The 25372-nt window shown below is 62.8% G+C and carries 17 protein-coding genes; 9 read left to right on the forward strand and 8 right to left on the reverse strand.

Features of this window, described 5'->3' with window-relative positions; translation table 11 throughout:
- Positions 1-22 precede the first annotated feature (22 nt).
- The 6 genes from rsmB to JLC71_RS11080 all read left to right on the forward strand — a co-directional run bounded on the left by rsmB (position 23) and on the right by JLC71_RS11080 (position 8262).
- A complete protein-coding gene (gene rsmB / locus JLC71_RS11055) occupies positions 23-1297 on the forward strand; it encodes a 16S rRNA (cytosine(967)-C(5))-methyltransferase RsmB (RefSeq protein WP_200915471.1) in 1275 nt (424 codons plus the stop codon).
- The gene (locus JLC71_RS11060; RefSeq protein ID WP_200915472.1) at positions 1260-1871 is read left to right on the forward strand and encodes a DUF4390 domain-containing protein; all 612 of its coding nucleotides are present in this window, start codon (positions 1260-1262) and stop codon (positions 1869-1871) included. Before rsmB ends, JLC71_RS11060 begins: the two co-directional genes overlap by 38 nt.
- Positions 1868-3985: a sensor histidine kinase gene (locus tag JLC71_RS11065; protein ID WP_200915473.1), complete on the forward strand. Its 2118-nt coding sequence runs from the start codon at positions 1868-1870 to the stop codon at positions 3983-3985. The genes JLC71_RS11060 and JLC71_RS11065 overlap by 4 nt, the downstream gene beginning before the upstream one ends.
- Positions 3978-5279 carry a sigma-54-dependent transcriptional regulator gene (locus tag JLC71_RS11070; RefSeq protein WP_200915474.1) on the forward strand — a complete coding sequence of 434 codons (1302 nt, stop codon included), beginning with the start codon at positions 3978-3980 and terminating at the stop codon, positions 5277-5279. Before JLC71_RS11065 ends, JLC71_RS11070 begins: the two co-directional genes overlap by 8 nt.
- A gap of 89 nt (positions 5280-5368) precedes the next feature.
- Complete coding sequence (gene trkA / locus JLC71_RS11075; protein ID WP_200915475.1) at positions 5369-6745, forward strand: Trk system potassium transporter TrkA; 1377 nt, start codon at positions 5369-5371, stop codon at positions 6743-6745.
- 29 nt (positions 6746-6774) lie between these two features.
- Complete coding sequence (locus JLC71_RS11080) at positions 6775-8262, forward strand: TrkH family potassium uptake protein (protein WP_200918341.1); 1488 nt, start codon at positions 6775-6777, stop codon at positions 8260-8262.
- A 185-nt stretch (positions 8263-8447) separates the two neighbouring features.
- On the opposite strand, the gene JLC71_RS11085 is transcribed toward JLC71_RS11080, so the two are convergent.
- Complete coding sequence (locus JLC71_RS11085; protein ID WP_200915476.1) at positions 8448-9422, reverse strand: GGDEF domain-containing protein; 975 nt, start codon at positions 9420-9422, stop codon at positions 8448-8450.
- A gap of 93 nt (positions 9423-9515) precedes the next feature.
- Between JLC71_RS11085 and mpl the strand changes: the two genes are divergently transcribed.
- Together mpl and JLC71_RS11095 are read left to right on the forward strand one after the other, a co-directional pair.
- On the forward strand, positions 9516-10892 hold the full coding sequence (gene mpl / locus JLC71_RS11090) for a UDP-N-acetylmuramate:L-alanyl-gamma-D-glutamyl-meso-diaminopimelate ligase (protein WP_200915477.1): 1377 nt from the start codon (positions 9516-9518) through the stop codon (positions 10890-10892).
- Between the two features lie 70 nt (positions 10893-10962).
- Positions 10963-11670: a hypothetical protein gene (locus tag JLC71_RS11095; protein ID WP_200915478.1), complete on the forward strand. Its 708-nt coding sequence runs from the start codon at positions 10963-10965 to the stop codon at positions 11668-11670.
- A 115-nt stretch (positions 11671-11785) separates the two neighbouring features.
- Here JLC71_RS11095 and murB read toward each other — a convergent pair whose 3' ends face one another.
- From murB to ppc, 5 genes are all read right to left on the reverse strand, one after another.
- Positions 11786-12796: a UDP-N-acetylmuramate dehydrogenase gene (gene murB / locus JLC71_RS11100; protein ID WP_200915479.1), complete on the reverse strand. Its 1011-nt coding sequence runs from the start codon at positions 12794-12796 to the stop codon at positions 11786-11788.
- Positions 12797-12925: 129 nt separating this feature from the next.
- Positions 12926-14611 carry a chitinase gene (locus JLC71_RS11105; RefSeq protein ID WP_200915480.1) on the reverse strand — a complete coding sequence of 562 codons (1686 nt, stop codon included), beginning with the start codon at positions 14609-14611 and terminating at the stop codon, positions 12926-12928.
- 124 nt (positions 14612-14735) lie between these two features.
- The gene (locus JLC71_RS11110) at positions 14736-16676 is read right to left on the reverse strand and encodes a glycosyl hydrolase family 18 protein (RefSeq protein ID WP_200915481.1); all 1941 of its coding nucleotides are present in this window, start codon (positions 16674-16676) and stop codon (positions 14736-14738) included.
- Positions 16677-17316: 640 nt separating this feature from the next.
- On the reverse strand, positions 17317-17805 hold the full coding sequence (locus JLC71_RS11115) for a hypothetical protein (protein WP_200915482.1): 489 nt from the start codon (positions 17803-17805) through the stop codon (positions 17317-17319).
- A 26-nt stretch (positions 17806-17831) separates the two neighbouring features.
- Positions 17832-20594 carry a phosphoenolpyruvate carboxylase gene (ppc, locus tag JLC71_RS11120; protein ID WP_200915483.1) on the reverse strand — a complete coding sequence of 921 codons (2763 nt, stop codon included), beginning with the start codon at positions 20592-20594 and terminating at the stop codon, positions 17832-17834.
- Between the two features lie 108 nt (positions 20595-20702).
- Here ppc and JLC71_RS11125 point away from each other — a divergent pair, with 108 nt between their 5' ends.
- Positions 20703-21539, forward strand: a complete 837-nt coding sequence (locus tag JLC71_RS11125; protein ID WP_200915484.1) for a PhzF family phenazine biosynthesis protein — start codon at positions 20703-20705, stop codon at positions 21537-21539.
- A gap of 31 nt (positions 21540-21570) precedes the next feature.
- Here the strand turns inward: JLC71_RS11125 and JLC71_RS11130 are convergent, their stop codons facing one another.
- On the reverse strand, positions 21571-23211 hold the full coding sequence (locus JLC71_RS11130; RefSeq protein WP_200915485.1) for a response regulator: 1641 nt from the start codon (positions 23209-23211) through the stop codon (positions 21571-21573).
- Positions 23212-23221: 10 nt separating this feature from the next.
- Positions 23222-25342 (reverse strand): UvrD-helicase domain-containing protein, encoded by a 2121-nt coding sequence (locus tag JLC71_RS11135; protein ID WP_200915486.1) that lies wholly within the window; start codon positions 25340-25342, stop codon positions 23222-23224.
- Positions 25343-25372 lie beyond the last annotated feature (30 nt).

Consider the following 25372-nt stretch of genomic DNA (forward strand, 5'->3'; position numbering starts at 1 on the left):
TTCAGGATTCAGCGGAACCCTTATGTTTGCTACCCAGAAATACGCCACCCGTGCGATTGCCGCGGTGCTTGGCGGCAAAACGCTGACCGAGGCACTGAACGAAGTCTGGCGCGCCGATCCTGAGCTGCGACCACAGCAACGCGGTGCGATTCAGGACGTCTGTTACGGCTCGCTACGCCAGCTCGGCCTGCTCAATGCCATGCTCGATTCACTCCTGAGCAAGCCGGTGCACGAAACCGAATTGCGTGCGCTGATGCTCGTCGGCATCTACCAGCTGCACTTCACCCGCGCCGCGCCGTACACGGTGGTTGATCACGCGGTCAAAGTCGCCTCGCACACCGGCACCGGCCAGGGCAAGGGGCTGGTCAACGCGATCCTGCGCAACTTCCTGCGTCGTCGGGACGAGCTGGCCAACGACGCCAAACGCCACGAACAAGGGCTGTGGTCGCACCCGCGCTGGTGGATCGCCGCGATGCGCAAGGCGTATCCGGATCGCTGGCAAAGCGTGCTCGACAATGCCAACCGCCATCCGCCGCTGACCTTGCGGGTGAATCGCCGCCTCGGCGATGTCGCCGCCTATCTGGCCGAACTCGCCGCGGCCGGCATCGAAGCCAAAGCGCTCGATGACACCGCCATCCTGATCCACCACCCGGTCGGCATCGATAAACTGCCCGGCTTCTTCGACGGCCGCGTCTCGGTACAGGACTGGGGCGCGCAACATGCCGCTCGGCTGCTGGACGTGCACGACGGCATGCGCGTGCTCGATGCCTGCGCTGCCCCCGGCGGCAAAACCGGCCACCTGCTCGAACTCGCCGACCTGCAACTGACCGCGATCGACGTCGACGGCCAGCGACTCTCGCGTGTCGACGACAACCTCAAGCGCCTGGGCCTGAAAGCCACGCTCAAGGCCGGCGATGCCGCCGTACCCAAGATCTGGTGGGACGGTCAGCCCTTCGACCGCATCCTTGCCGACGTGCCGTGCTCGGCCACCGGCGTCGCCCGGCGCCACCCGGACATCAAGTGGCTGCGTCGCGAAACCGACTTTGTTACTTTTTCGCAACAGCAGCAACAGATGCTCGATGCGCTCTGGCCGCTCGTGGCCGCTGGCGGCAAACTGCTCTATGCTACTTGCTCGATTTTCCCGGCCGAGAACAGCGTACAGGCCGATGCCTTCGCAGCTCGTCATCCGGACGCCGAGCGACTGCCACTGAGCGATGGCCTCCCTGCTGATGGCCAATTGTTGCCAACTCCCGAACACGATGGCTTCTTCTACGCGATTTTCCGCAAACGTCCTTAATGTCATTCTCGCGCTGCTGCTGTGGCTCACCGTGGGCGCCGCCCTCGGCGAGAACAGCGGCATCCGCCTGCAATCGGCGGGAGCGAGTTATGGCAGCAACCGCGTCGAAGTCTCGGCGCGGTTTACGGTATCGCTGAATCCAACGCTGGAAAACGCGCTCGCCAACGGCGCTTCATTACCCTTTGTTTACGAATTCCAGCTGACCCGGCCACGCGGTTACGCCTTCTATCGGCAGATGGCCGACTGGTTTTCACCAACGGCCGAACTCGGCTATCGCCTTTCCTATCACGCCATATCGCGCCAGTACCGACTGCATCTGGGCAGTTTCTACCGCAGCTTCCAGACGCTCGACGAAGCCCTCAAGGCACTGGGCGTCGTCCGCGACTGGGGCGTACTGGTCGGCACATCCATCGCCGAAGACAAGAGCGACTTTGCCGGCAAGGTCCGGCTGCGACTGGATATGTCGCAAATGCCCAAGCCCTTCCAGCTCTCGACGCTCGGCCAGGATGACTGGAAGTTCGAATCGGCCTGGGTCGATATTTCCCCGAGCCGCAACGAGGCCGCGCACGAATGAAAGGGCCGCTGCTGATCCTCGCCTCGATCGCGACGATCCTGATCTTCCTGCTCGCGACCGCCTCGGGAAACACCTCGGCATTCTCCCAGTACTACACCGAACTGCTGACGCTGAACGGCCTGCTTCTGGGCGGACTGCTCATCGTCGTTGGCGCGCGGCTATGGCAACTGATCAAGCGCGTACGCGCCAAGGTTTTCGGCTCCCGGCTGACGATGCGGCTGGTGCTGTCGTTCTCGCTGGTCGCCATTCTGCCGGGCACGCTGGTGTACACGCTGTCGGTGCAATTCCTCAACCGATCGGTTGAAAACTGGTTCAACGTCCGCGTCGACAATGCCCTCGATCGTGGACTCAATCTCGGCCATAACGCCATCGACTATCAACTGACCGACCTGGTGCGCAAGGCGCGGGTGATCTCGCTGGACATCCATGACGAGACCGGATCGGAACTGCTCTCCAGGCTGACCCGCTTGCGCGAGCAGGTCGGTACCCAGGAAATCTCGCTGTTTGACGAGCAGGGCAATACGCTCGCCCATATCGGCAACGAAAACGCCGGCATCTTCCCCAATTTGCCCGAACGCTCGCTACTCAAACGCGCCTTGCGCGAACCGGTCAGGCAGATCGAATCGACCGCCGATCAGGGCTTGATGATGCGCACGCTGGTGGCCATGCACGGCGCCGGCTTTGGCGAGCGAACGCGCATCCTGCAGTTGATGCAACCGGTGCCCAAACAGCTGGCCGACGATGCCGAGCTGGTGGAAACGGTGCGCGCCGACTACAAGCAGCTCTCGCAAGCCCGGCAGGGGCTAAAGCTGATTTTCAGCCTGACCCTGACGCTGGCGCTGTTGATGGCGCTGCTCGGCGCGCTGGCGCTGGCGATGTACCTGTCCGACAAACTCTCGGCGCCGCTGTCGGTACTGGCCGAGGCAACGCGCGCGGTCGCCTCGGGCGACCTGAGCCGGCGACAACCGGTGATCAGTCGCGACGAACTGGGCATCCTCACCCATTCGTTCAACCGGATGACGCGCCAGCTGGCCGAGGCGCGCACCTCGCTGGAACGGCAGGAGGCCGCTCAAGCCACCGGCAAGGTCTATCTGGAAGGCATTCTCGGCTCGCTCTCGGCCGGCGTGCTGTCGTTTGATCGCGATTGGCAACTGGCCTCGAACAACCAGAGCGCGCTGCGCATTCTGGGTCTTGATTTACAGCAGCTTGGCCGTGCACCGCTACCAAGCTGGCCCGACTGCTACCCTGCACTGGCGGTATTTTGCGATGAAGTCGCCCGTGGTTTTGCCAGCGACGAGGAACACTGGCAACGCCAGGTCGAGATCGCCGAGCAAAAGCGGGTACTGAACGTGCGCGGCACCCATCTGATGCTGGGTGACGAGGATAGCGGCTATCTGGTGGTGTTCGATGACGTTACCGAGCTTTTGTCGGCGCAACGCGATGCAGCCTGGGGCGAAGTCGCCCGCCGGCTGGCGCATGAGATCAAGAACCCGCTGACACCGATCCAGCTCGCTGCCGAACGGATGGAATTCAAGCTTACTGACAAGCTGGATCAGGCCGGATCAGAGTTTCTGTCAAAGAACACTCAGACCATCGTCAAGCAGGTTGCGGCACTTAAACAGATGGTCGACGCCTTCCGCGACTACGCCCGCAAACCGACCGGCAAGAAAAAAACGCTGGATTTGCAACAGCTCCTGACCGAAGTACTGGTACTGTACGAGGCTGCACCGGTGACGCGCATCGATAATGCGCACGAACCAATGATCGTCATGGGCGATGCAACGCAATTGCGCCAAGTCATCCACAATCTGCTGCAAAACGCGCAGGATGCGATCGAAGCCAGTGAAACCCGACAGATTTGCGTCAAAACGGAAAAAGCCGATAAATTTGTTCGGCTAATAGTAGAAGACAGCGGTTCAGGCTTTCCCGGCGATTTGTTGCCGCGAATTTTCGAGCCCTACGTGACCACCAAGCAAAAGGGCACGGGACTCGGATTGGCCATCGTTAAGAAGCTCATCGAAGAGCATCATGGCCGGATCACGGCCGGAAACCGCGACAGCGGCGGCGCGTTCGTAAAGATCGAACTGCCGCTCACGGAGGAAACAAGTGGGTAGTCAGGATATTTTGGTCGTCGACGACGAAGTCGGCATTCGCGAACTCTTGTCCGAGATTTTGCAGGACGAAGGTTATAGCGTTGCCGTGGCGGAAAACGCCGAGGCCGCGCGCAAGCTCCGCAACCAGGCGCAACCGCGTTTGGTGCTGCTCGATATCTGGATGCCGGATACCGATGGCGTCACGCTGTTGAAGGAATGGGCACGTAACGGCCAGCTCACCATGCCGGTCGTGATGATGTCAGGCCATGCCACCATCGATACCGCGGTTGAAGCGACCCGGATCGGTGCGCTCGATTTCCTTGAAAAGCCCATCGGTTTGGCCAAGCTGCTCGCCACGGTCAAGCGCGCACTGTCGCAACCCGTTGAAGCCATCAAGCCCTTGCCGACATTGAGCAGGCTCGGTGAAGCCGAAGTGGTGCGCGAGCTCAATCGCGTGCTGGATACCGCGCGTGGCCAAGCATCGCCGGTCCTGCTCGTTGGCGCCCCCGGTGTTGGTTTCGAGATCTGTGCCCGCTACCTCGCGACGCCCAATCAGCCTTTCATCGCACCGCTGTCGAACGAAGACATTGCGGTCGCGCCACTTGAGCTGATCAACAAGGCCGCAGCCGGGACCTTGTTCCTGCGTGATATCGCCTACCTGGATCGTCGTGCCCAAACCGGTTTGCGCACGCTGCTGAGCAAACTCGATAAGCAGAAAGTGCGTCTGGTATCGGCATCGAGCAAGCCACTTGACCAGCTCGCCGGCCAGCTCGACCCCGAACTGCTGAATGCATTATCACAATTGATCGTACCGGTACCGCGCCTCAAGGATCACCGCGAGGACATCGCCAAGCTGGCCGAAACGCTACTGGCCGAAGCCGTGGTGACCAACAAGCTCGGCCCACGCCGCTTCAGCCAGGCCGCATTGCAGTTGCTGGCGCAGCAGGAATGGCCCGGCAACCTGGATGAGCTCGCCAACGTGGTCAAGAGCCTGGCGCTCACCAGCCGCGACGGTGAAATCGACCTGACCCCGGTGTCGCGCATCCTGTCGCAGTTCGCGCCCGGCGGCGAAAGCATTGTCGCCCTGCCGCAAGCCGCGCCACCGCCACTGCCGATGCTCGACTTGGCCTTGCCGCTGCGCGAGGCACGCGATCAGTTCGAGAAATACTATCTCGAACGCCACATCGAGCTCTCCGGCGGCAATATGAGCCGCGTCGCCGAGAAGATCGGTCTGGAGCGCACGCACCTGTATCGCAAGCTCAAGTCGCTGGGCATCCAGATGCCGAAAAAGAACCGTCCCGCCAGCGAAAGCTGAGCACGGTGATCGGGCAGTACGCGCACTAAACTGAACGCAGCCGGCCAACGGCTGCGTTCAGCATTTCAGGTCCAGATCCAGGAAGAACCGTGTCGAACATCCTCATTCTTGGCGCCGGCCGTGTCGGTGCATCGGTCGCCGAACAGCTGGTGCAGGAGCACTACCATGTCACCTTGGTCGACGACAACGCCGCCAGCCTGAAAGCGCTGCAAGACCGGCTCGACCTGCGCGCGGTGGTCGGTAATGCGGCCAGCCCCGCGGTGCTCGAGGCCGCCGGCGCCCGCGATGCCGACCTCTTGCTGGCGGTGACGCCGAGCGATGAAGTCAACATGGTTGCGTGCAAGATCGCCCACGAACTCTTCAACGTTCCCACCCGGCTGGGCCGGGTACGCAACCCCGACATCCTTTCGCGCCCCGAACTGTTCGATGCCAGCAATTTCGCCATTGATCACGTCATCACGCCGGCACAGATCGTTACCGACTATCTTGTCAGTCTCGTGGAAACCCCCGAGGCGCTGCAGGTGCTCGATTTTGCCGACGGCAAGGCGCAAATGGTTGTCGTCCGGGTCGAAGCCGATGCCCACATGAACGGCAAGGCGCTTTCGACGCTGTGCAAGCTGCTACCGAATGTCGACAGTCGCGTCGTCGGCATCTACCGCCGCAATCGCTACATCCGGCCCGATGGCGACAGCGTGCTCGAAGTCGGCGACGAGGTGTTCGTGCTCGCCGCCAGCAAGCACATGCGCGCGGTGATTCGCGAACTGCATGGCGAAGAGCGCAAGATCCGCCGCATCATGATCGCTGGCGGCGGCAATGTCGGCTTCCGGCTCGCACAGGCGCTGCAGGACAACTACCAGGTCAAGTTGATCGAATCGAACCGCGATCGCGCCCACTGGCTGGCCGAAGCGCTGCCGAACACGCTGGTGCTGGCCGGCGACGCCACCGATGAAACGCTGTTCGACGCCGAACAGATCGACCGGACCGACCTGTATCTGGCACTGACCAGCGACGATGAAGACAACATCATGTCGGGCCTGCTGGCCAAGCAGATGGGCGCGCGCAAGGTCATCGCCATCATCAACCGCTCGCGCTATGTCGGCCTGCTGCAAGGCAGCCGCATCGACGTGGCGCTGTCACCGGCACAGGCGACGATCGGCTCGCTGCTGGCACGGGTGCGTCGTGGCGACATCGCCGCGGTGCACAGCCTGCGGCGCGGCGCGGCCGAGGCGCTGGAAATCATTGCCCACGGCAAGCGCGCGACGTCGCGCGTCGTCGGCCGGCGCATCGAAGAGCTGAACCTGCCCGCCGGCCTCTATATCGCCGCACTGATCCGCGGTGACGAGGTCATGATGGCGCACCACGATACCGTGATCGAAGCCGAAGACCATGTGATCGTTTTCGTCGACAAGAAACGCGGCATAGGCGAAGTCGAGAAACTGTTTGCCGTGAAGCTGGGATTCTTCTGATGCGCCATAACTCACGCGGCCCGGCCCTGATGGCGCTGCCGGCCGGCGTTTCCGCCGCACTGCGCATCCTGCCGGTCGTCAGCGTTCTGGCGCGGGTGGCACTGATTTTCTCGTTCACCATGCTGGTGCCGATCGGCGTCTCGCTCTACTACGGCGATTCGGCGCTGTGGCATTTCATCAATGCGCTGGCCGGGCTGTCGACACTGAGCGTGATCACCATCGTGCTGACCCGACGTTTTCGCCGCGAACTCAAGGTGCGCGACGGTTTCGTCCTTGTCGTCGGCCTATGGACGCTGCTGCCGGCGGTCGCGACCGTGCCGCTACTGTTCCACATGCCGGACATCCGCTTTTCGGCCGCCTATTTCGAGACGCTGTCGGCGCTGACGACGACCGGCGCCACTGCGCTCTCCGGGCTCGATCACCTGCCCGAATCGATCAATCTGTGGCGCCACCTGCTCAACTGGCTCGGCGGCATGGGCATCATCGTGCTGGCGGTGGCAATTCTGCCCATGCTCGGCGTTGGCGGCATGCAGCTGTTCAAGGCCGAAACCCCCGGGCCGATCAAGGACGCCAAACTGACGCCGCGCATCCGCGAAACCGCGCGCAACCTGTGGCTGATCTACGCCGGCCTCACGCTGGCCTGTGCGCTGATGCTGCGCTACATCGGCGGGATGTCATGGCTTGATGCCGTCTGCCACGCCTTTGCCGCACTGTGCCTCGGTGGCTTTTCGACTCACGACGCCAGCGTCGGCTACTTCAATTCGCCAGTGATCGAGGCCATCCTGATCGTCTTCATGCTGCTGGCGGCAACCAATTTCGCCACCCACTACATCGCGCTCACCGGGCGCAGCCTCAAAGGCTATTGGCGCGATTCCGAATTCAAGGCAATGCTGCTGCTGATTGTCGGCAGCATCGTGCTTCTGGCCGGCTATCTGGTTTGGCAAAACACCTATGGCGACTATCTGACCAGCTTCCGGCATGTGGCCTTCAACCTGGTGTCGATCGCGACCGACAGCGGTTTTGCCAGCACCGATTTCGGCCAGTGGCCGATTTTCGTTCCGCTGTGGATGTTGCTGTTGTCGTGCATCGCCGCGTCGTCGGGATCGACCGGTGGCGGGATTAAGATGATCCGCACCATCGTGCTGGTGCGTGAGGCCGGGCGGCAATTCACCACGCTGCTGCATCCGAACGCGGTACGGCCGCTCCGGGTCAACCGGATGGCGATTCCGGGTCATGTCATTTTCGCCGTGCTCGGCTTTATATTTCTGTATTTCATGAGCATCGTCGTACTCACCTTCGCGCTGCTGGCGACCGGCCTCGATTTCGTCTCCAGTTTCTCGGCCATCCTCGCCTGCATCAACAACGCCGGACCCGGCCTAGGCGTCGTTGGCCCGGCGTCGAACTACGGCGTGCTCGGCGATGCCCAGTTGTGGATCTGCTCACTGGCGATGCTGCTTGGCCGGCTGGAGGTATTTTCAGTACTGGTGCTGTTCACGCCGGCATTCTGGCGCAATTGATGCAGTCCGGCGCGGCACCCCCGCCACATCGCCAGACGGGAAAACAAGGCGACACAGCCGGCCTAGCCATATTCCGGGGATGAGGCCACTCGCCGCATGGCCGTTCTCATCGCCGGTTTTTCGCCTTCTGTTTCGCGACGTCGCAACATCCACAGCATCCACGGCGCACGGGATCTTGCCGTCGCTCAGGCCGGCGCAAGCTCGGTACGGCTTTTTCCGCCGGTCTTCGCGCGGTATAGCGCCTCGTCGGCGCGAAGCAGCAAGGCCCGGCCGTTTTCATCGGCCCGCAGCTGGGCGATCCCGGTCGAGAAGCTCACATCGACGCGCTGACCTTTATGCACGAATGGCGTACGGTTGGCGACCGTGCGCAGCCGGTCAATCACATAGCTCGCGCCGTTGACGTCGGTATCGACCAACAGCAGCAGAAACTCCTCGCCGCCGTAACGAACCAGCAGATCACTTTCGCGCAGCACCACCCGGGTCAGATTGGCCATGTGCACCAGCACTTGGTCGCCAATCAGATGGCCGTGCACATCGTTGATCTGCTTGAAGTCGTCGAGATCGAAAATCACCGCGGTCAGCTTGCCGCCCTGCCGCTGCGCCAGCTTGACCTCGCGCGCGAGGTGGTGATCGAGCCCCTGCCGATTGAATGTACCGGTCAGCGCATCCTGTTCGAGCATGCGCCGGTTGAATGCCAGATCCTGCTCGATATGCCGCACCGATTCGCGAATGGTCTGCAGATCGCTGTGCGACGCCGAGACGGTCGAGTGGATCGAGTGCGTGGAGGTAATCACGCTGTCGAGCAGATGCGTCAGCGTCGTATGTGTTTCCTCGACACTGGCGCGCTGCTCGGCATGAGCTTCACGCACATGCCGCAGCCGGCCCAGACTGGCGATCATCGCCCCCTGTTCATCGCCCAGTGTATCGATCAGCTGTTGCATGGCCTCGCTGGCTTCGCCCACCACCTCGTCGACCTGGCACAGCACCTGCCAGGCCTGCTGCAAATCTTCCGGCGCCTTGGCATCCGGCGACTTGATCGTGACGATGGCGTTGTAGAATTGCGCATAGTTGTCCGGTGTCGGCGGCAAGCCGCGTTCGGACAGACGTTTCAGCGCAATTCGGGCGACTTCGACCGGGCTTTCCGGCGAGGTTATGCTCATGTTCTTTTTAGCTTTTTTTGTTAAGTTAGGCGTATGGAATTGTACGCGATCTAAGGCAATGCGCGCCATCCGTCAAGGGCCATAAGGGGTTTTATGCATATTCATATTCTGGGCATTTGCGGCACTTTCATGGGTGGCGTCGCCGCACTGGCACGCGCGGCCGGCCATACCGTCACCGGCTGCGATGCCGGCGTCTATCCGCCGATGTCCGATCAACTTTCCGCGCTCGGCATCGAGCTGATCGAAGGCTGGGACGCAGAACAACTCAAACTCGGCGCCGATCTTTACGTGGTCGGTAACGTCGTCAAACGCGGCAATCCGCTGATGGAAGCCATCCTCGACACCGGCCTCCCCTACACCAGCGGCCCCGAATGGCTGCGCGATCACATCCTTGCGGACAAATGGGTACTCGCCGTTGCCGGCACCCACGGCAAAACCACCACCAGCGGCATGCTGGCGTGGATTCTCGAAGACGCAGGCCTCGCCCCCGGCTTCCTCGTCGGCGGCGTGCCGGAAAACTTCGGCATCTCGGCGCGACTGCCCGGCAAGCCGGCGCAGGACGCGGCGAGTACCTCACCGTTTTTCGTTATTGAAGCAGATGAATATGACACTGCGTTTTTCGACAAGCGCAGCAAGTTCGTCCATTACCGGCCGCGCACGGCCATCCTCAACAACCTCGAGTTCGATCATGCGGACATCTTCGCCGATCTGGCGGCGATCGAAACGCAATTCCATCATCTGGTGCGTACCGTCCCCGGCAACGGCCGGCTGATCGTCAACGGTCGAGAAGCCAGCCTTGATCGCGTGCTCGAGCGCGGCTGCTGGACGCCGGTCGAGCGTTTCGGTGTCGAATCCGGCTGGGCCATCGGCGCGGTTTACGACGATGGCTTCGACGTCTTGCTGAACGGCGAATCACAGGGTCGACTGGTCTGGACGTTGATGGGCGAGCACAACGCATTGAACGCGCTGGCGGCCATCGCTGCGGCCCGCCACGTCGGCGTGACACCGGCGATGGCGATCGCCGCGCTCGGGCGCTTTGCCAATGTCAAACGCCGGATGGAAGTCAAAGGCCAAGCCGGTGGCGTCACCGTCTATGATGACTTCGCCCATCATCCGACCGCGATCACGACCACGCTGGCCGGGCTGCGCCACAAGGTGGGCGATGCCCGGATTCTGGCGGTGCTGGAGCCACGCTCGAACACGATGAAGCTCGGCACCATGAAGGCCGCGCTACCGGTCTCCCTGGCCAAGGCCGATGCAGTGTTTTGCTACAACGCCAACCTTGGCTGGGATCCGGCCGAGGCACTGGCGCCGCTGGGCAGCAAGGCGCAGACCTTCACCGATCTGGATGCGCTGGTGGCTGCGGTCACGACAATGGCCAAGCCGGGCGATCAAGTCCTGGTGATGAGCAACGGCGGCTTTGGTGGCGTACACGGCAAGCTGCTCGCGGCGCTCGCCTCGCCGCTGTGAGCATGCTCTCTTGTCGTGCCGCGATGCCCGCCCTAAGCTGCTGCAAAGCAAACGAAGAAAGGATCGCCCCATGACAAGATGGCTTATGCCTGTCGCGCTGGCCGGGCTCTTCGCCAGTCAGCTTGCTGCCGCCGAGAGTGAAAGCAGCACCCGCATCTGGAGCAGCGGCGGCCATGGCGGTGGCGAGGGCTACTGCGAAATCCGCCAGCGCGTCGATGATCGCGTCCTACTGGAAATGCGCGGCAACGACATCCGGGTTCGCACGCTCAACGGCCGTCACCATCCGCTCGGCCCGGTGCGCTGCTCCGGGCCGCTCCCGGACAATCCACGTGATTTCCGCGTCGACCTGCGCAATGGTCGCGGCGAGATCGTTCGCACCACGGCGCCGCGTGGCCATCGTCCGGCGCAGATAGAAATCTACGACTCACGCGCTGGCGACGCGTCGTACACCATCGTCGTCCGCTGGCGTGATGAGCGCGGCTCGGGAAATGACGGGCAATACGGCCAGGGCGACGCCGTCCGCCGTTGCCAGGATGCCGTGCAGAACGAATTCGCTCGCCGCAACTACGGCGACGGCAAGTTGCGCTTTCGCGGCCAGCCGCAGCTGGAGCGTCAAGGCAACGAGCTGCGCGTATTCGGTAGCGGTGAAGCGCGCAATCGCAACGACGAGCGCGATTTGCGCTATCAATGCACGCTGGATTCGCGCTCGGCCCGCGTTCGCTCGGCCGAATACTGGTATGACAGCGGTGCGCTGCGCTCGGTCACGCCACCGCGCTGATCGCTTGGAGCGGTTATCAGAATTCAGTGAAGCGGTGCTGACGTGCGAAACGCAGACGGTACGAGTAGTACGGCAAGTGAGCACAACGCAGCCAGCAGGATTTTGTTAGCCGCGCTTACCACCAGACCGGTTCGGGCTCGATCTGCACGCCGAACCGGGCCATCACGTCGGCCTGCACCGCGGCGGTCAGCGCGGCAACATCGGCACGCTGCGCGCCACCGTGGTTGACCAGCACCAGCGCCTGCTTCTCGTACATGCCCACCGGGCCGAGCCGCCGCCCTTTCCAGCCGGCCTGCTCGATCAGCCAGCCAGCGGCGAGCTTGTAATGCTCACCGGGCATCAGGTAGGACACCAGCTGCGGATGCTGCGCCACCAGCGCGTCGCGCTGTGCGGCCGGCACGACCGGATTCTTGAAGAAGCTGCCGGCGTTGCCGATCACCGCCGGATCGGGCAACTTGCGCTGGCGCACGTTGATCACCGCCTGCGCCACGCCGGCAGGGGTGCGCGGCAAACCGGCGTTGACCAGTTCGGCGTCGATGTCGCCGTAGTTGGTATGCAGATCGGGACGCTTGGGCAAGCGGAACACCACTTCGGCGATCAACCAGCGCCCCGCCTCCTCCTGCTTGAAAACGCTATCGCGGTAGGCGAAGCGACAGTCGGCGCTGCTGAAGACGCGCTTGGCACCGCCATCGAGCCGATACGCGCTCAGCTCGAACAGCGTGTCCTTGACCTCGACGCCATAGGCACCGATGTTCTGCACCGGCGCTGCGCCAACACAACCGGGGATCAGCGCCAGGTTTTCCAGCCCGCCCCAGCCCTGCGCCAGCGTCCACATGACGAAATCGTGCCAGGGCTCGCCACCACCGGCGGCGACGTAGACCGCGTGTTCGTCCTCGCCGACCAGCCGCCTGCCCTTGATCTCGACCTGCAGCGTCAAACCGTCGACCACGTCGGGCAGCACCAGATTGCTACCGCCACCCAGCACATGCCACGGCAACGCCGCCAGTTCGGGATCGGCGCACAGCCCGGACAGTTCGGCTGGATCGTGCACGGCCACGTAGCGGCTGGCACGGGCGGTGAGTCTGAGCGTGTTGCGGGCACTGAGGTCGACGTCGGATTCGATCATGGCGGCAGAATCGTGCGGTAAAGCGGCAATTATCGGCGATCACGCCAATGTGCGGGCGACGCAGGTCAATAAAAAACCGGGACGGCGAACCGTCCCGGCTGGATGCAGCCATCAACGCCTTAGGCGTGATTACGGCAGCGTCTTCAGGTGCGCTTTGACCGGCGCCGAGAAGTTGTAGCCGTCGTGCTTGTCCCAGTTGATCGACCAGGTCATCACGCCACGCGCGGTCGGATAAGCCTGCTTGGGCTTCACCGTGCCGCAATCGACCAGCTTGGTCAGGCAGTTCATGGTCTTGTTGATGACGTCGACGGTGACGAAACCGGTGTTGGCCGAGCTACGGCCGCTCGGTACGCCGAAGGCGACCTGATCCGGACGCAAGCCCTTGAATTCCCAGCCCGCGCCACCGACGGTCTTGAAGCCTTCGATCAGCATCAGCGAACCACCGACGAGACCGTCGACCGTGCCTTCATTGAGCTGACCATAAGGCGTCCACAGACCGCCGTTGTTGTAGTACTGGACGTGGATCATGTTCAGATCGTCACGCAGGCCATCGATGATCGGCAGGTAGGCGCCCCAGATGCCCGAATAGGCAACGTAACCGCCCTGCACGTACGGATGCTCCGGTGCCATCGACAGGTAGAAGGTCGGGCCGACCTTGGCCTTCAGTTCCTTCATCGCGGTGATCAGGTTGTTGATGATCGGTGTGCCGAGCACGACGCCGGCACCGCTTTCGAGGTCGAGGTCGATACCGTCGAGACCGTACTTGGTGATGATGCCGTGCAGGCTGTTGACGAAGTTGGTCACGTTCTCGCGCGTGTTCAGCGTCATCCGGCCTTCCTGGCCGCCGAGCGACAGCACGACCTTCTTGCCCTTGGCGCGCTTGGCGGCGATGTCGGCGATGAACTCGGCCTCGGTGCCGGCGTTCGGGTCGAGGTTGAACGCCACCGCGCCGTTACCGGCATCGTCGCCGAACGACAGCATGATCACGTCCCAGTCGTCCGTCACATCCTTGATCCGGATCGTCGGGCCGCTCGGATTGGTGAAGTTGTGCCAATAGCCGATCAGCGCATGCTTGGGCAGATCACCCGACGGAGTCGGGGTTGGCGCCGGGGTTGGCGCCGGGGTTGGCGCTGGGGTCGGCGCTGGGGTCGGCGCTGGGGTCGGCGCTGGGGTCGGCGCTGGGGTCGGAGCTGGGGTCGGAGCTGGGGTCGGAGCTGGGGTCGGCGCTGGGGTCGGCGCTGGGGTCGGCGCTGGGGTCGGAGCTGGGGTCGGAGCTGGCGTCGGAGCCGGGGTTGGAGCTGGGGTCGGCGCCGGAGTCGGGGCTGGCGTCGGCGCCACCGGGCCACACACGCCCAGATCATTCCACGGCTTGCCGTCACCCACGCTGCTCGACGGCACGTCGCCCTGCGTCCACCACTTGGCCGAATAGGTGCGACCGTTGTAGCTGACGGTTGCCCCGCCGTTGTACGCGGTCGTCGACGACCATGCGGCCGCGGTGCAGCCTGCTGGCGTCGGCGCGGGGGTCGGTGCGGGAGTCGGTGCTGGCGTCGGAGCCGGCGTGGGGGCTGGCGTGGGGGCTGGCGTCGGCGTACCGGCGCTGACCAGTTTCCACAGCGTCGGGCTCGCCGCCGGGTTCCAGTTGGCGCCAACGTAGGCGGTATGTGTCACCAGCGACTGGTAATCGCTGCCGCTATACGACACAACGGTACCAACGGCATAGGTCTGGCCTTCTTGCCATGCCGGAGCGGCATAAGCATGAGCGGCAATCAGCGCCGCCGGGATGGCAGCCAAGGCAAAACGGTTGAAATAAGACATCGACAGTCTCCATCCATACTTGGTTTTCTAGCGGGCCGCCGAGCGGCGCCCGTAAAAAGGCCCCCCCATAAACCGGGAGGGCCCAGGGATCACGCACTCATTCGAGCCGGATCATGTTTGCCGCTTAGTTGCGGATCTTGGCCATGGCCGAGACCAGCTCGCCGTCGGTGGTGTCACCGTCAACTTCCCAGCTGAAGATGCCGCCCATGCCCTTGGACTTGGCGTAGTCGATCTTGGTCTGGATATCGGCCGGGGTGTCGTACGACCAGAAGGTCTTGCCGTCGAACTTGTACGACTGCTTGGTCACCGGGTGGACATGCAAGGTGCCGGCGGCGTTCTTCAGCACCTTGTAGTCCTCGTAACCCGCTTCGTAAGTGCCCGCTGCCGCACCGGTTGCCGCCTGGTACAGACCGTTGTTGGCGTTGGTGACACCGGTCCAGCCGCGGCCGTAGAACGGAACGCCGATGTGCAGCTTGGCGGCCGGTGCGCCTGCAGCCAGCAACGCGGTAACGGCGCTGTCGGTGTTGTAGGTCGCGCCCAGGCCCGGCTTGCCGGTCTTCGGATCAATGTAATTCGGGCTGTTCGGATCTGCGTACAGGTGCGAATGGAAGTCGGTCGGACCCTTGGCAGCCCAAGCGCCGTTGTAGTCGTAGGTCATGATGTTGACCCAGTCGAGATACTTGGTGTATTCGCCCGGTTCGGTCGTCGCGATCTTGTCGGCACCACCGCCAATCGCCACGGTCAGCAGGTACTTCTTGCCGTTCGTTGCGCCGTAGGCATCAAGTTGCTCGCGGAACTCCTTCAGCAGCAAGTTGAAGTTCTTCGTATCGTCAGCGGACACGGTGTTATAACCGATGCCCTGCACGCCCGGGTATTCCCAGTCGATGTCGATACCATCGAACACACCGGCACCGGTGCCCGGACCACCCGCGTTCGAGCCCGAGTCGTACTTCAGGTTGCCCTTGATGTACTGGTCGATGCACGACGACACCAGTGCCTTGCGGCCGGCATCGGTGGCCGAAGCCGCCGAGAACCACTTGGACCAGCTCCAGCCGCCGAGCGAAATCAGCGCCTTCAGTTGCGGGTTCTTGGCCTTCAGCTTCTTCAACTGATTGAAGTTACCTTTCAGTGCGCCCACGCCATCGGCGCCCCAGGCATCGCCCACGCCGTCGACCGATTCGTTGGCGGCAAAGCCCTTGGTGTACGACGCCCACGCGTCGCCGCCGTCGCCGTTGCCATTCTCGGCGCGGGTGATGCTGGCATCGCACTTGTAGGTGCCGTCGCCTTGCTTGTAGACGTTGGCGAACGAGTAGTTCAGGAAGGTCAGCTTGGCTGCCTGGCCGCTGTCCTGAACGTTCTTCAGGAAGAATTTGCGACCGTAGATCGACCATTCAGCAAAGTAGGTACCCACTTGCTTGCCGGCGCTCGGGGTCGGAGCCGGGGTCGGAGCCGGGGTCGGAGCCGGCGTCGGAGCCGGGGTCGGAGCCGGGGTCGGAGCCGGGGTCGGAGCCGGGGTCGGAGCCGGGGTCGGAGCCGGGGTCGGAGCCGGGGTCGGAGCTGGGGTCGGAGCTGGGGTCGGAGCCGGGGTCGGTGCTGTTGTGCCTTGCAGTTCCCACGGGCCGTACTGTTCAGTACCCGGGACGTTGTTCTGCGTCCACCACTTGGCCTTGTAGGTCGCGCCGTTGTGGCTCACGCACTGGCCCGCGGTGTAGACGGCAGTGTTCGCCCAGGCGGTGCAGCCGCTCGGCGTAGGTGCAGGGGTCGGCGCTGGCGTAGGTGCGGGCGTCGGGGTGGCAGTCGGAGTCGGAGCTGGGGTAGGAGCTGGCGTCGGAGTAGGCGTACCGGTGCTGGTCAACGTCCACAGCGTCGGGCTCGCGGCCGGGTTCCAGTTGGCGCCCACGTAGGCGGTATGCGTCACCAACGCCTGGTAATCGCTGCCGCTGTACGACACGACAGTACCGGCGGTGTAGGTCTGGCCTTCCTGCCAAGCCGGAGCGGCGTAGGCGTGAGCGGCGATCAGCGCAGCCGGAATGGCGGCAAGGGCAAAACGATTGAATTGCGACATAAAGCGTCTCCATCCTCTTGTATTTTGGCGTTATTCACGCGCATCGACTGGTCATGCTGGCCAACGCTTAAGTGTCAGTTTAATGACAGCATCAACCCCACCACCAAGCTGCAAACGCTCACCTTAGGGCGTAGTCGTTTGCGACAGGGTTCATTAGCGGATAGCGCCCTTCCGATGTCAATACATCAGCCGGGGGCCGTTTATCGGGCGGATAGACGTCATTTCCGGGATGTAGTCGCCAACTACCAGTGCAACGTCATAAGCCAATGCTGCATAGCAGCATTACACGCAGCAATTGGCAATTAACGTCGATAATCGACACATAATCCGACAGTGCGGTGCAACATAATCAAATGATGATGTAAGTTTCTCACTAGCATCCACGTAGTCTTCTTTAACAAAACTACAAACACTGTTGCGCTTTACCGACCACCTACGTCACGCCAGCAACAGCACCCCTCACGCAATCATCGCCAACTGCTTTCTTGCTCCGTACATATAAAAACAAAGCGTGTAAGAATAAAAAAAGCGCGTACAAATCTCATGCAATACGAGCGGTGCTATCTGACGGATAAACGGTGGGAAGTGGTATTACAGATGAGTGATCAATGGTTATGACATCAAGCTGATCACTGCGGAATCAGGCGCGATTGCCCAAGTCCCAACGCGCGCAATACCACTTGGTTTGGCGATTGGCGACGCCGACCAGCACGCTGCCGGTAGCGGAGAGATAGCGGGGATATGGCCCGGGCAGCGACTGAAAACGCATGCCGAGACGCTCCTCCAGCCGGGCGCGCACCGCGTCGATCGGCTGGGCGATCAGCGCACCGACGATCAGCGTGCCGCTCTGCGGTGGATTGATGAAGACTTCCTGGGCCGCAACACCGGCAAGATCGGCATTGCGCGCGTCGAACCAGTCGGCACCACCCCAGTTGCGCAAGGGCTTGCCCAGATGCTTGCGCAAATAGCCTTGCCAGTAATCGGTCGACCACTCGCCCCGGCACGATAGCGCCGCTTCGAGCCGATCACCGAAATGCGACGGCAGGCTGCCGCCCTTGGCGGCGATCGCCGGCGGGCATGAAAAAACCGCCAGGCACAGCAATGCGGTGGAGAGCGCAAGCCGTGACATGGCGGTTTCGTCTGAGGCGACGGGAATCAGCCGCTGTTACGCAGGCCGGCGGCAATGCCGTTGATCGTCAGGTGCACCGCATGCTGCACCTCTTCGCTCTCGTCCCCGCCGCGCAAACGCTTGAGCAGCTCGACTTGCAGATGGTTGAGCGGATCAAGGTAAGGCAGACGGTTATCCAGACTGCGCGACAGCATCGGGTTATCGGCGAGCAGTTCTTCGTGCTCGGTAATCGCCTTCACCACGTCGACCGCGCGTTGCCACTCGGCCTTGATACGGCCAAAGATGCGGCGGGCCAGATCCTGATCGTTGACGAGCTCCGAATAGCGCGCGGCAATCGCGATATCCGATTTGGCCAACACCATTTCCATATTGGAAATCGTCGAGGTGAAGAACGGCCAGTCGCGATAGAGGCGGCGCAAGGTTTCAAGGCCATCGTCACCAGCAGCGTCGAGGTATTCGGTCACCGCGGTGCCGAAGCCATACCAGCCCGGCAGCATCAAGCGGCACTGCGACCACGAGAACACCCATGGAATCGCCCGCAGATCGCCAATCGAATTGGTGGCCTTGCGTGCAGCCGGACGCGAGCCGATGTTCAGGCTCGGGATTTCATTGATCGGCGTCGCTTCGCGGAAATAGGTGACGAAGTCCGGCGTCGCGAACACCAGGTCGCGGTAAGCGCGATAGGCGTGCGCCGACAGATCATCCATCAGCGCCAGCGAAGCCGGATCATCGGTCGGCTCGCCGTTGTGCTTGGGCAGGCTGGCTTCCAGCGTTGCGGCAACGAGGATCTCCAGGTTGCGGCGACCGACTTCACGGTCGGCGTACTTGGCGGCAATCACCTCGCCCTGCTCGGTGATGCGGATCTGGCCCGCAACCGAACCGGCCGGCTGCGCCAGAATGGCATCGTAGGCCGGGCCGCCACCGCGGCCAACCGTACCGCCACGGCCGTGGAACAGCCGCATCTTGAAGCCGGCGGCGTCGAACACCTTGACCAGCGTTTGTTCGGCCTTGTACAGCTCCCAATTCGACGTCAGATAGCCGCCGTCCTTGTTCGAATCCGAATAACCGAGCATCACTTCCTGCACGCCGCCACGGCAGCCGAGCATCTGGCGCCACTGCGGAATCGCGAACAGTTCGGTCATGATCTCGCCGCAGATACGCAGATCGGGGATCGTTTCGAACAGCGGGATGATGTTGATCTTGGCGACCGTGGTCGGCGCCAGTTGTACCAGACCGACTTCGTTCAGCAGCACCGCCACTTCGAGGATGTCCGACACCGATTCGCAATTGGAAATGATGTAGTTCGGCAGCACCGCTTCGCCATACAGCGACTGGATTTCCGCTGCGGCACGATAGATGTCGATTTCTTTCTGCGTATCGGCGGTGTAGTCGATATACGGGCAGATCAGCGGACGCGGGCTGGCGAGTTCGCGCAGCAGCACCACACGGCGGCTGGCTTCGTCGAGCTTGAGATAATCCTCAAGGCCGGATTTTTCAAACAGCTCGGCGATCACCTTGTCGTGGATCGCCGAGTTCTGGCGCATATCCACCGGAGCCAGGTGGAAACCGAACACGCTGATCGCGCGCTGCAGCCGGCGCAAACGGCCCTGGCCGAGCTTGGCGGCGCCGTGCGCCTTGAGCGAATTGGCGATCACCGCCAGATCGGCTGCGAGTTCTTGCGCACTCTTGTACGGCTCGGCGCGGGCAACATCGTGCAGCGTGTGATGGAAGGTGCCGATCTTGACCGCGGTGGCGAAAATCCGTGCACTGATATAGGCCACGGCCAGACGGTACGGCTCTTCACCCTTGTGCGCACGCTCTTCGGGGGTGGCCTTTTCCGCCAGCGTTTGCAGCGTCTGATCGACCTGCACCAGCCGGGTCGACATCGACAGCTCGCCTTCAAGCTTCTGGCACTGCTGATAGTAATAATCGAGCGCCACGCCGGATTGGCGCGACACCGCGTAACGCATCACTTCGGCGGTCACGAAAGGGTTGCCGTCGCGATCGCCGCCGATCCAGCTGCCGACCTGCAGGAAGTTCGGCAGTTCGACCTTCTTGCCGCACAAGGCGGCGAGCTTGTCTTCCAGATCAAGCATCAGCCGCGGCACTTCGTGCAGGAAGGAATTGCGGAAATAGGTGGTGCCGTTTTCGATTTCATCCTGTACGCGCAGTTTGACGGTACGGATTTCGCGGGTTTGCCACAGCGTGATCAGTACGCGCTCGAGCGCCTCCTGATTGGCTTGCAGCTCTTCCGGCGTCATTTGGCTGCGATCGCGCTCGGCCAAGAGTTCGCCGACGGCGCGGTGGCAATCGAGAATGGTCTTGCGCTTCACCTCGGTCGGATGCGCCGTCAGCACCGGCACGATCAGCGTTTCGTTCAGCAGCGAGAGAATCTCGGCCGGCTTGACGCCGCGCGCACCGAGGCTTTCGATCGCCGCGGCAATGCTGCCGCGTTGCGGCGCCGACCCCAGCACCTTATGCGCACGACGACGGCGATTATGGTGCAGATCCTCTGCTATATTTGAAAGGTGCGAGAAAGAACTGAAGCCACGAACCAGCGCCATGGCAGCGGGCAGATCCAGTGTCGACAATGCTCGCGCCAGCGCCAGACCGGCCGCCGGATCGTGCCCTTGCACGTATTTAAGTGCCAGCTCCCGGATCGCATGGATCTGATCGGCGGCATCGGCACCGGTTTGTTCACGGATGGTATCGGCCAGCACGCGGGACAGAAGGTCCAGATCACGCGCAAGCGGCAGGTCTTTCTCGGCAATCGGTTCTAGTACAGACATGGGCGAATTCGGCAGCAGCGGTTTATTGGCAAAATGAGCCCCATTGTAGCAACAAGTCGCCACAACAGAAGCCCTTAAGCCCAGCTTTGCCCTACCGGAGCGCCGATCTTGCAATACTCGTTTTTCCTGATTAACGGTTTTGCCGAGCGCCGCGGCTCCGGCGCCCCGCTGGCCGCCTTCGTTGTAGATGCCTTGCCGGACGAAACCACGATGCGGCAACTGGCCTACCAGCTGAACCTGCCCGAGGTCGTTTTCGTCACCCGCAACGCCGATGCCATCCACATCGCAACGCCCCAATTCACCCTGCCTTTCTCGGGGTTATCGCTGCTCGCCGCCGCCACGGCGCTCAAGCAGGAGACCGGGCGATACCCGGAAAGCCTGCCCGGCCGTTACGGGCCGATACAGTTGTCACATGACGACGACACTTGCTGGTTCCGGGCGTGGGCCGAACGCACCCATCCGCCAACCGCGGGGACGATGGAGCTGGCGACGGCACTCGGCATCGATGCGCGCGAGATCGCCGGCACCCCCTTGGTGGTTGATACCGGACTGGAGCAACTGCTCGTTCCGGTACGCTCGCGCCAGGCAGTGCTACAGGCGGCACCGCATCCGGCCTTGCTGGCGCAACTGGCCGGCAACGGCCAGCACATCGCCCAAATGGCCGTGTGGCACCGCGACGGCGATATCGCGATGCTGCGTTTTTTCAGCAGCGATTCGTTCAGCATTTACGAGGATTTCGGCGCCGGCAGCGCTGTGGCCAATCTTGGCGGCTGGTTGCTTGCGACCGGATGCGCGCTGCCCTGTCGGATCAAGGTCGAACAGGGTCATACCATCCACCGCCCCAATACGCGTCTGTCGGTACTGCACCTGCACATTGGTGCCGATCGCGCGATCAACGTCGGCGGCCATGTCTGGATTGTGGGCCACGGCCAGGTCGAACTGTAGCGGCAAGGTTGGCACCGCCAGTCGATGGCGGCTAGTGCTCGCCGGCGTCCTTGTGCGCCGCATCGATACCGAAACGGCGCTGGGTGCGCAGCCACACATCCTGCATCTGCCGCGCCCGGCCGTTGCCCGGCTCGATCCGCAAGGCGCGCTGCACGCAGGTCTGGGCAATCTGCATATAACTGGCGTCCCAGCCCATCCGGTTCACACAGGTCAGCAGCGAATTGGCGGCATTGAGCAGCACGCCGACATTACCCGGAAGCTGGTCGAGCGCAGCAATGAAGCGCTCGGCGGCACCGCGATAATCGCCTTCCTGCGCCGCCCGCACCGCTTCGTTATTGAGCTCGAGAATATCCCGCGTAGCCTCCTGAACCAGCCGGGCCCCGGCCTCCGGCTGCCCCAGGTCGGCGTACAAGGCCTCGACGCTGGCAACGATCTCGACATCGTCATGGCGACTGCTCAACGCGCGCCGCACCAGCTTTTCGGCATCGCCACCATCGCCCAGTGCGATGCACGCCTGCGCCGCTTCGAGCAGCGCGCCAGCCGGCGCATCATCACGCGCCGCCAGCCGGGTGGCGGCGCCGCCGATCAGTTTGCGCGCCTTGTCCTTGTCGCCACTGCTGATAAACGTTGCGCCTTCGATCAACTCGGCGATCGACTGCGCCACGCCGTCGCCACGAAAATCGTGCATCAGCTGCGCCGCGGTCCGCCGCGCCGCGCCGATATCGCCCTGCGCCAGTTGCACCCTTGCCAGCTCGGCATACAGCGCCGGATCGCGCCAGAAAGAGCCGCGATTGAGCTGCACCGCCTGCACCAGCGCAGCTTGGGCCACATCCAGCGCGCCATTGCGCTGCGCCAGACGGCCCCGCGCGCGCTGGCGCTTGGCCACCAGCGGCGAACGGGCGACAGCGTCATCGAGCACCAGCTGCGCCGCGGCCGGCTCGCCCTGTGCGGCCAGCGTGCGCGCCAAGCCGTCATAGGCATCCATGACCAGCTCGTGTTCGAGCTTGATCCGCTCGAACAGCAAGCGCGCCTCGTCGAACTGTTTCAGCGCAAACAGCGAGCGCGCCAGCCCGAGCTGTGCCCACGGCCAGTCGCCGTCGGCAAGTTGCTCGCGATAGAAGTCGCGGGCCAGCGCATGCTCCCCCAGCAGCCCGAGCAAGCGGCCCTTGTGGCGCAACAGATCGGGACGATCGCTCGCCGCCGCCGTGGCAAGCTCGGTATTGCAGGCGGCGATGGCGGCCAGATAATCGCCGGCGCGGCTGGCATCGTCGATGGCCCTGAGCTGACGCTTGCGTGCCATCGCCCGCGCCAGGCGGTCGACCAGATCGCTACTGGAAAACGGCTTGAGCAGATAGGCATCCGGCGTCAGTTCGGCGGCGCTCATCACCTGTGCCAGCCGGCGCTCGCCGCTGACGATCATGAATACACAGGATGGCTTCAGCAGTTGATGCGTCTGGCAGGCTTCGAAAAAATGCAGCCCATCGAAATCCTGGCCGAGATCGTATTCGCACAGCACGATGTCGTACGAGGTTTGCTTGATCTTGCCGAATGCGTCACCGGTGCGACCGGCGAATTCGACCTCGCCCACGCCGGCTTCGAGCAGCCCGCGCGCGAGCATCGAGCGGACTTCGGATGCCGGCTCGATCACCAGGGCGCGGGTTCCATTGCTCATACGCGTCGTCTCAGTCGGTCAGTGGTTCAAGTTTGGCATAGGCAACCGCCAGCCACTTGACGCCGTGCTCGCGGAAATTGACCTGCACATTGCCGGCCGCGCCGCCCTCGTGGTCGACGACCACGCCGATACCGAACTTGGGATGTTTGACGTTCATGCCGATCGCCAGGCCGTGTTCGGGCGTCGCGTTCCGGCGTGGCGCAGCGGCCACGGCCGCCTGCGGCGCATAGCCGCGATTCAGGAAGCGCAACAGCCCTTGCGGAATCTCGTTGAGGAAGCGGCTGGCCACGGCATAACGCGTCTGGCCGTGCAACATCCGGCTCTGCGCCAGCGTCAGGTAGAGGCGACGACGCGCGCGGGTAATCGCCACATACATCAGCCGCCGCTCCTCCTCCAGCCCCTTCGGGTCGTTGGCACTGTTGTCGTGCGGAAACAGCCCTTCCTCGATCCCGGCGACGAACACCGAATGAAATTCCAGTCCCTTGGCCGAGTGCACCGTCATCAGCTGCACCGCCGCCTCGCCGGCGCCGGCTTCGCGCTCGCCGCTTTCAAGGCTGGCGTTGGCGAGGAAGGCGGCGATGTCGTTTTCATCCTCGGAGACAAAGGCCGCCGCCGCACTGACCAGCTCGCCAAGGTTGGACAGGCGCTCCTCGCCATCCTTGTCGTTACGGTAATGCTCGCCCAGCCCCGATTGTTCGATCACCAGCGACACCAGCTCGGGCAGCGCCAAGCCTTCACCATCACGACGCATGCCGTCGACCATCTGCACAAAGCGCCCGACCGCCGCCGCGCTACGGCCGGCACCGCCCGAGCACGCCGCCAGCCACAGGCTGGTACCGGTGATGCGTGCGGTTTCCTGCAGCGTTTCTATCGTCCGGTTGCCGATGCCACGGGTTGGAAAATTGATAATCCGCAGCAGCGCGTTATCGTCATCGGCATTGGCAATCAGCCGCAGATAAGCCAGCGCGTGCTTGATTTCCTGCCGCTCGTAAAAGCGCAAGCCGCCATAAACACGATAGGGAACGCCCGCCTGGACCAGCGCATGTTCGATCGCCCGCGATTGGGCGTTGGCGCGATAAAGAATGGCAATTTCATTGGCATCGACACCATCGCGCGTCAGCTGACCGATCTCGTCAACGAGAAAGTCGGCTTCTTCGAAATCGGTTGCCGCTTCAAATACCCGGAGCGGCTCTCCGCCGGCTTCCGATGTCCACAATGTCTTGCCAAGACGTTCGCTATTGTTGGCAATCACCGCGTTGGCGGCATCAAGGATATTGCCGTGCGAACGGTAATTCTGCTCAAGGCGGATCACATGCTTGACGGCGAAATCACGCTGAAAATCAAACATATTGCCGACATTGGCACCGCGGAAGGCATAGATCGATTGGTCATCGTCGCCGACGGCAAAAATGGCATTCTCGGCACCGGCCAAGAGTTTCAGCCAGGCATATTGCAGCCGGTTGGTATCCTGGAACTCGTCGACCAGGATTTGCCGGAAGCGCGACCGGTAGTGCTCACGCAAGGACGCATTGCGCTCAAGCAACTCGTAGCACGCCAGCAGCAACTCGGCAAAATCGACCACACCTTCGCGCCGGCATTGCAGCTCATACTCGGTGTAGATCGCCTTTTGCGTTTTCGAATAGTCATCCCAAGCTTCGACCACGGCAGCGCGCGAGCCGTTTTCCTTCTGGCCATTGATATATTGCTGGATGGTTTTTGGCGGGTAGCGTTCGTCGTCAATTGCCAGCGCCTTGAGTACCCGCTTGATCGCGGCGAGCTGATCGGTCGAATCGAGGATCGCAAACGTCGCCGGCAAGCCGGCGTCGCGATGATGCAGCCGCAGCATCCGGTTGCACAGGCCATGGAACGTGCCAATCCACAAACCGCGCGGGTTGAGCGACAACATCGCCGTCAGCCGCGCCAGCATTTCCTTGGCGGCTTTATTGGTAAACGTCACCGCCAGCACACCGGATGAACTGAGCTGACCGGTGGAAATCAGCCAAGCGATTCGCGTCGTCAGCACCCGGGTCTTGCCACTGCCGGCGCCGGCGAGGATCAGCGCGTGCGCCATCGGCAGCTCGACGGCGGCGGCCTGTTCGGGGTTGAGATACTCGGTCAGCGGGTGCGCCATGATCGGACAGCCTAGGCAAAACGCCGATTG

Source organism: Jeongeupia sp. HS-3, assembly GCF_015140455.1.
In the GTDB taxonomy this organism is placed as follows: Bacteria; Pseudomonadota; Gammaproteobacteria; order Burkholderiales; family Chitinibacteraceae; genus Jeongeupia.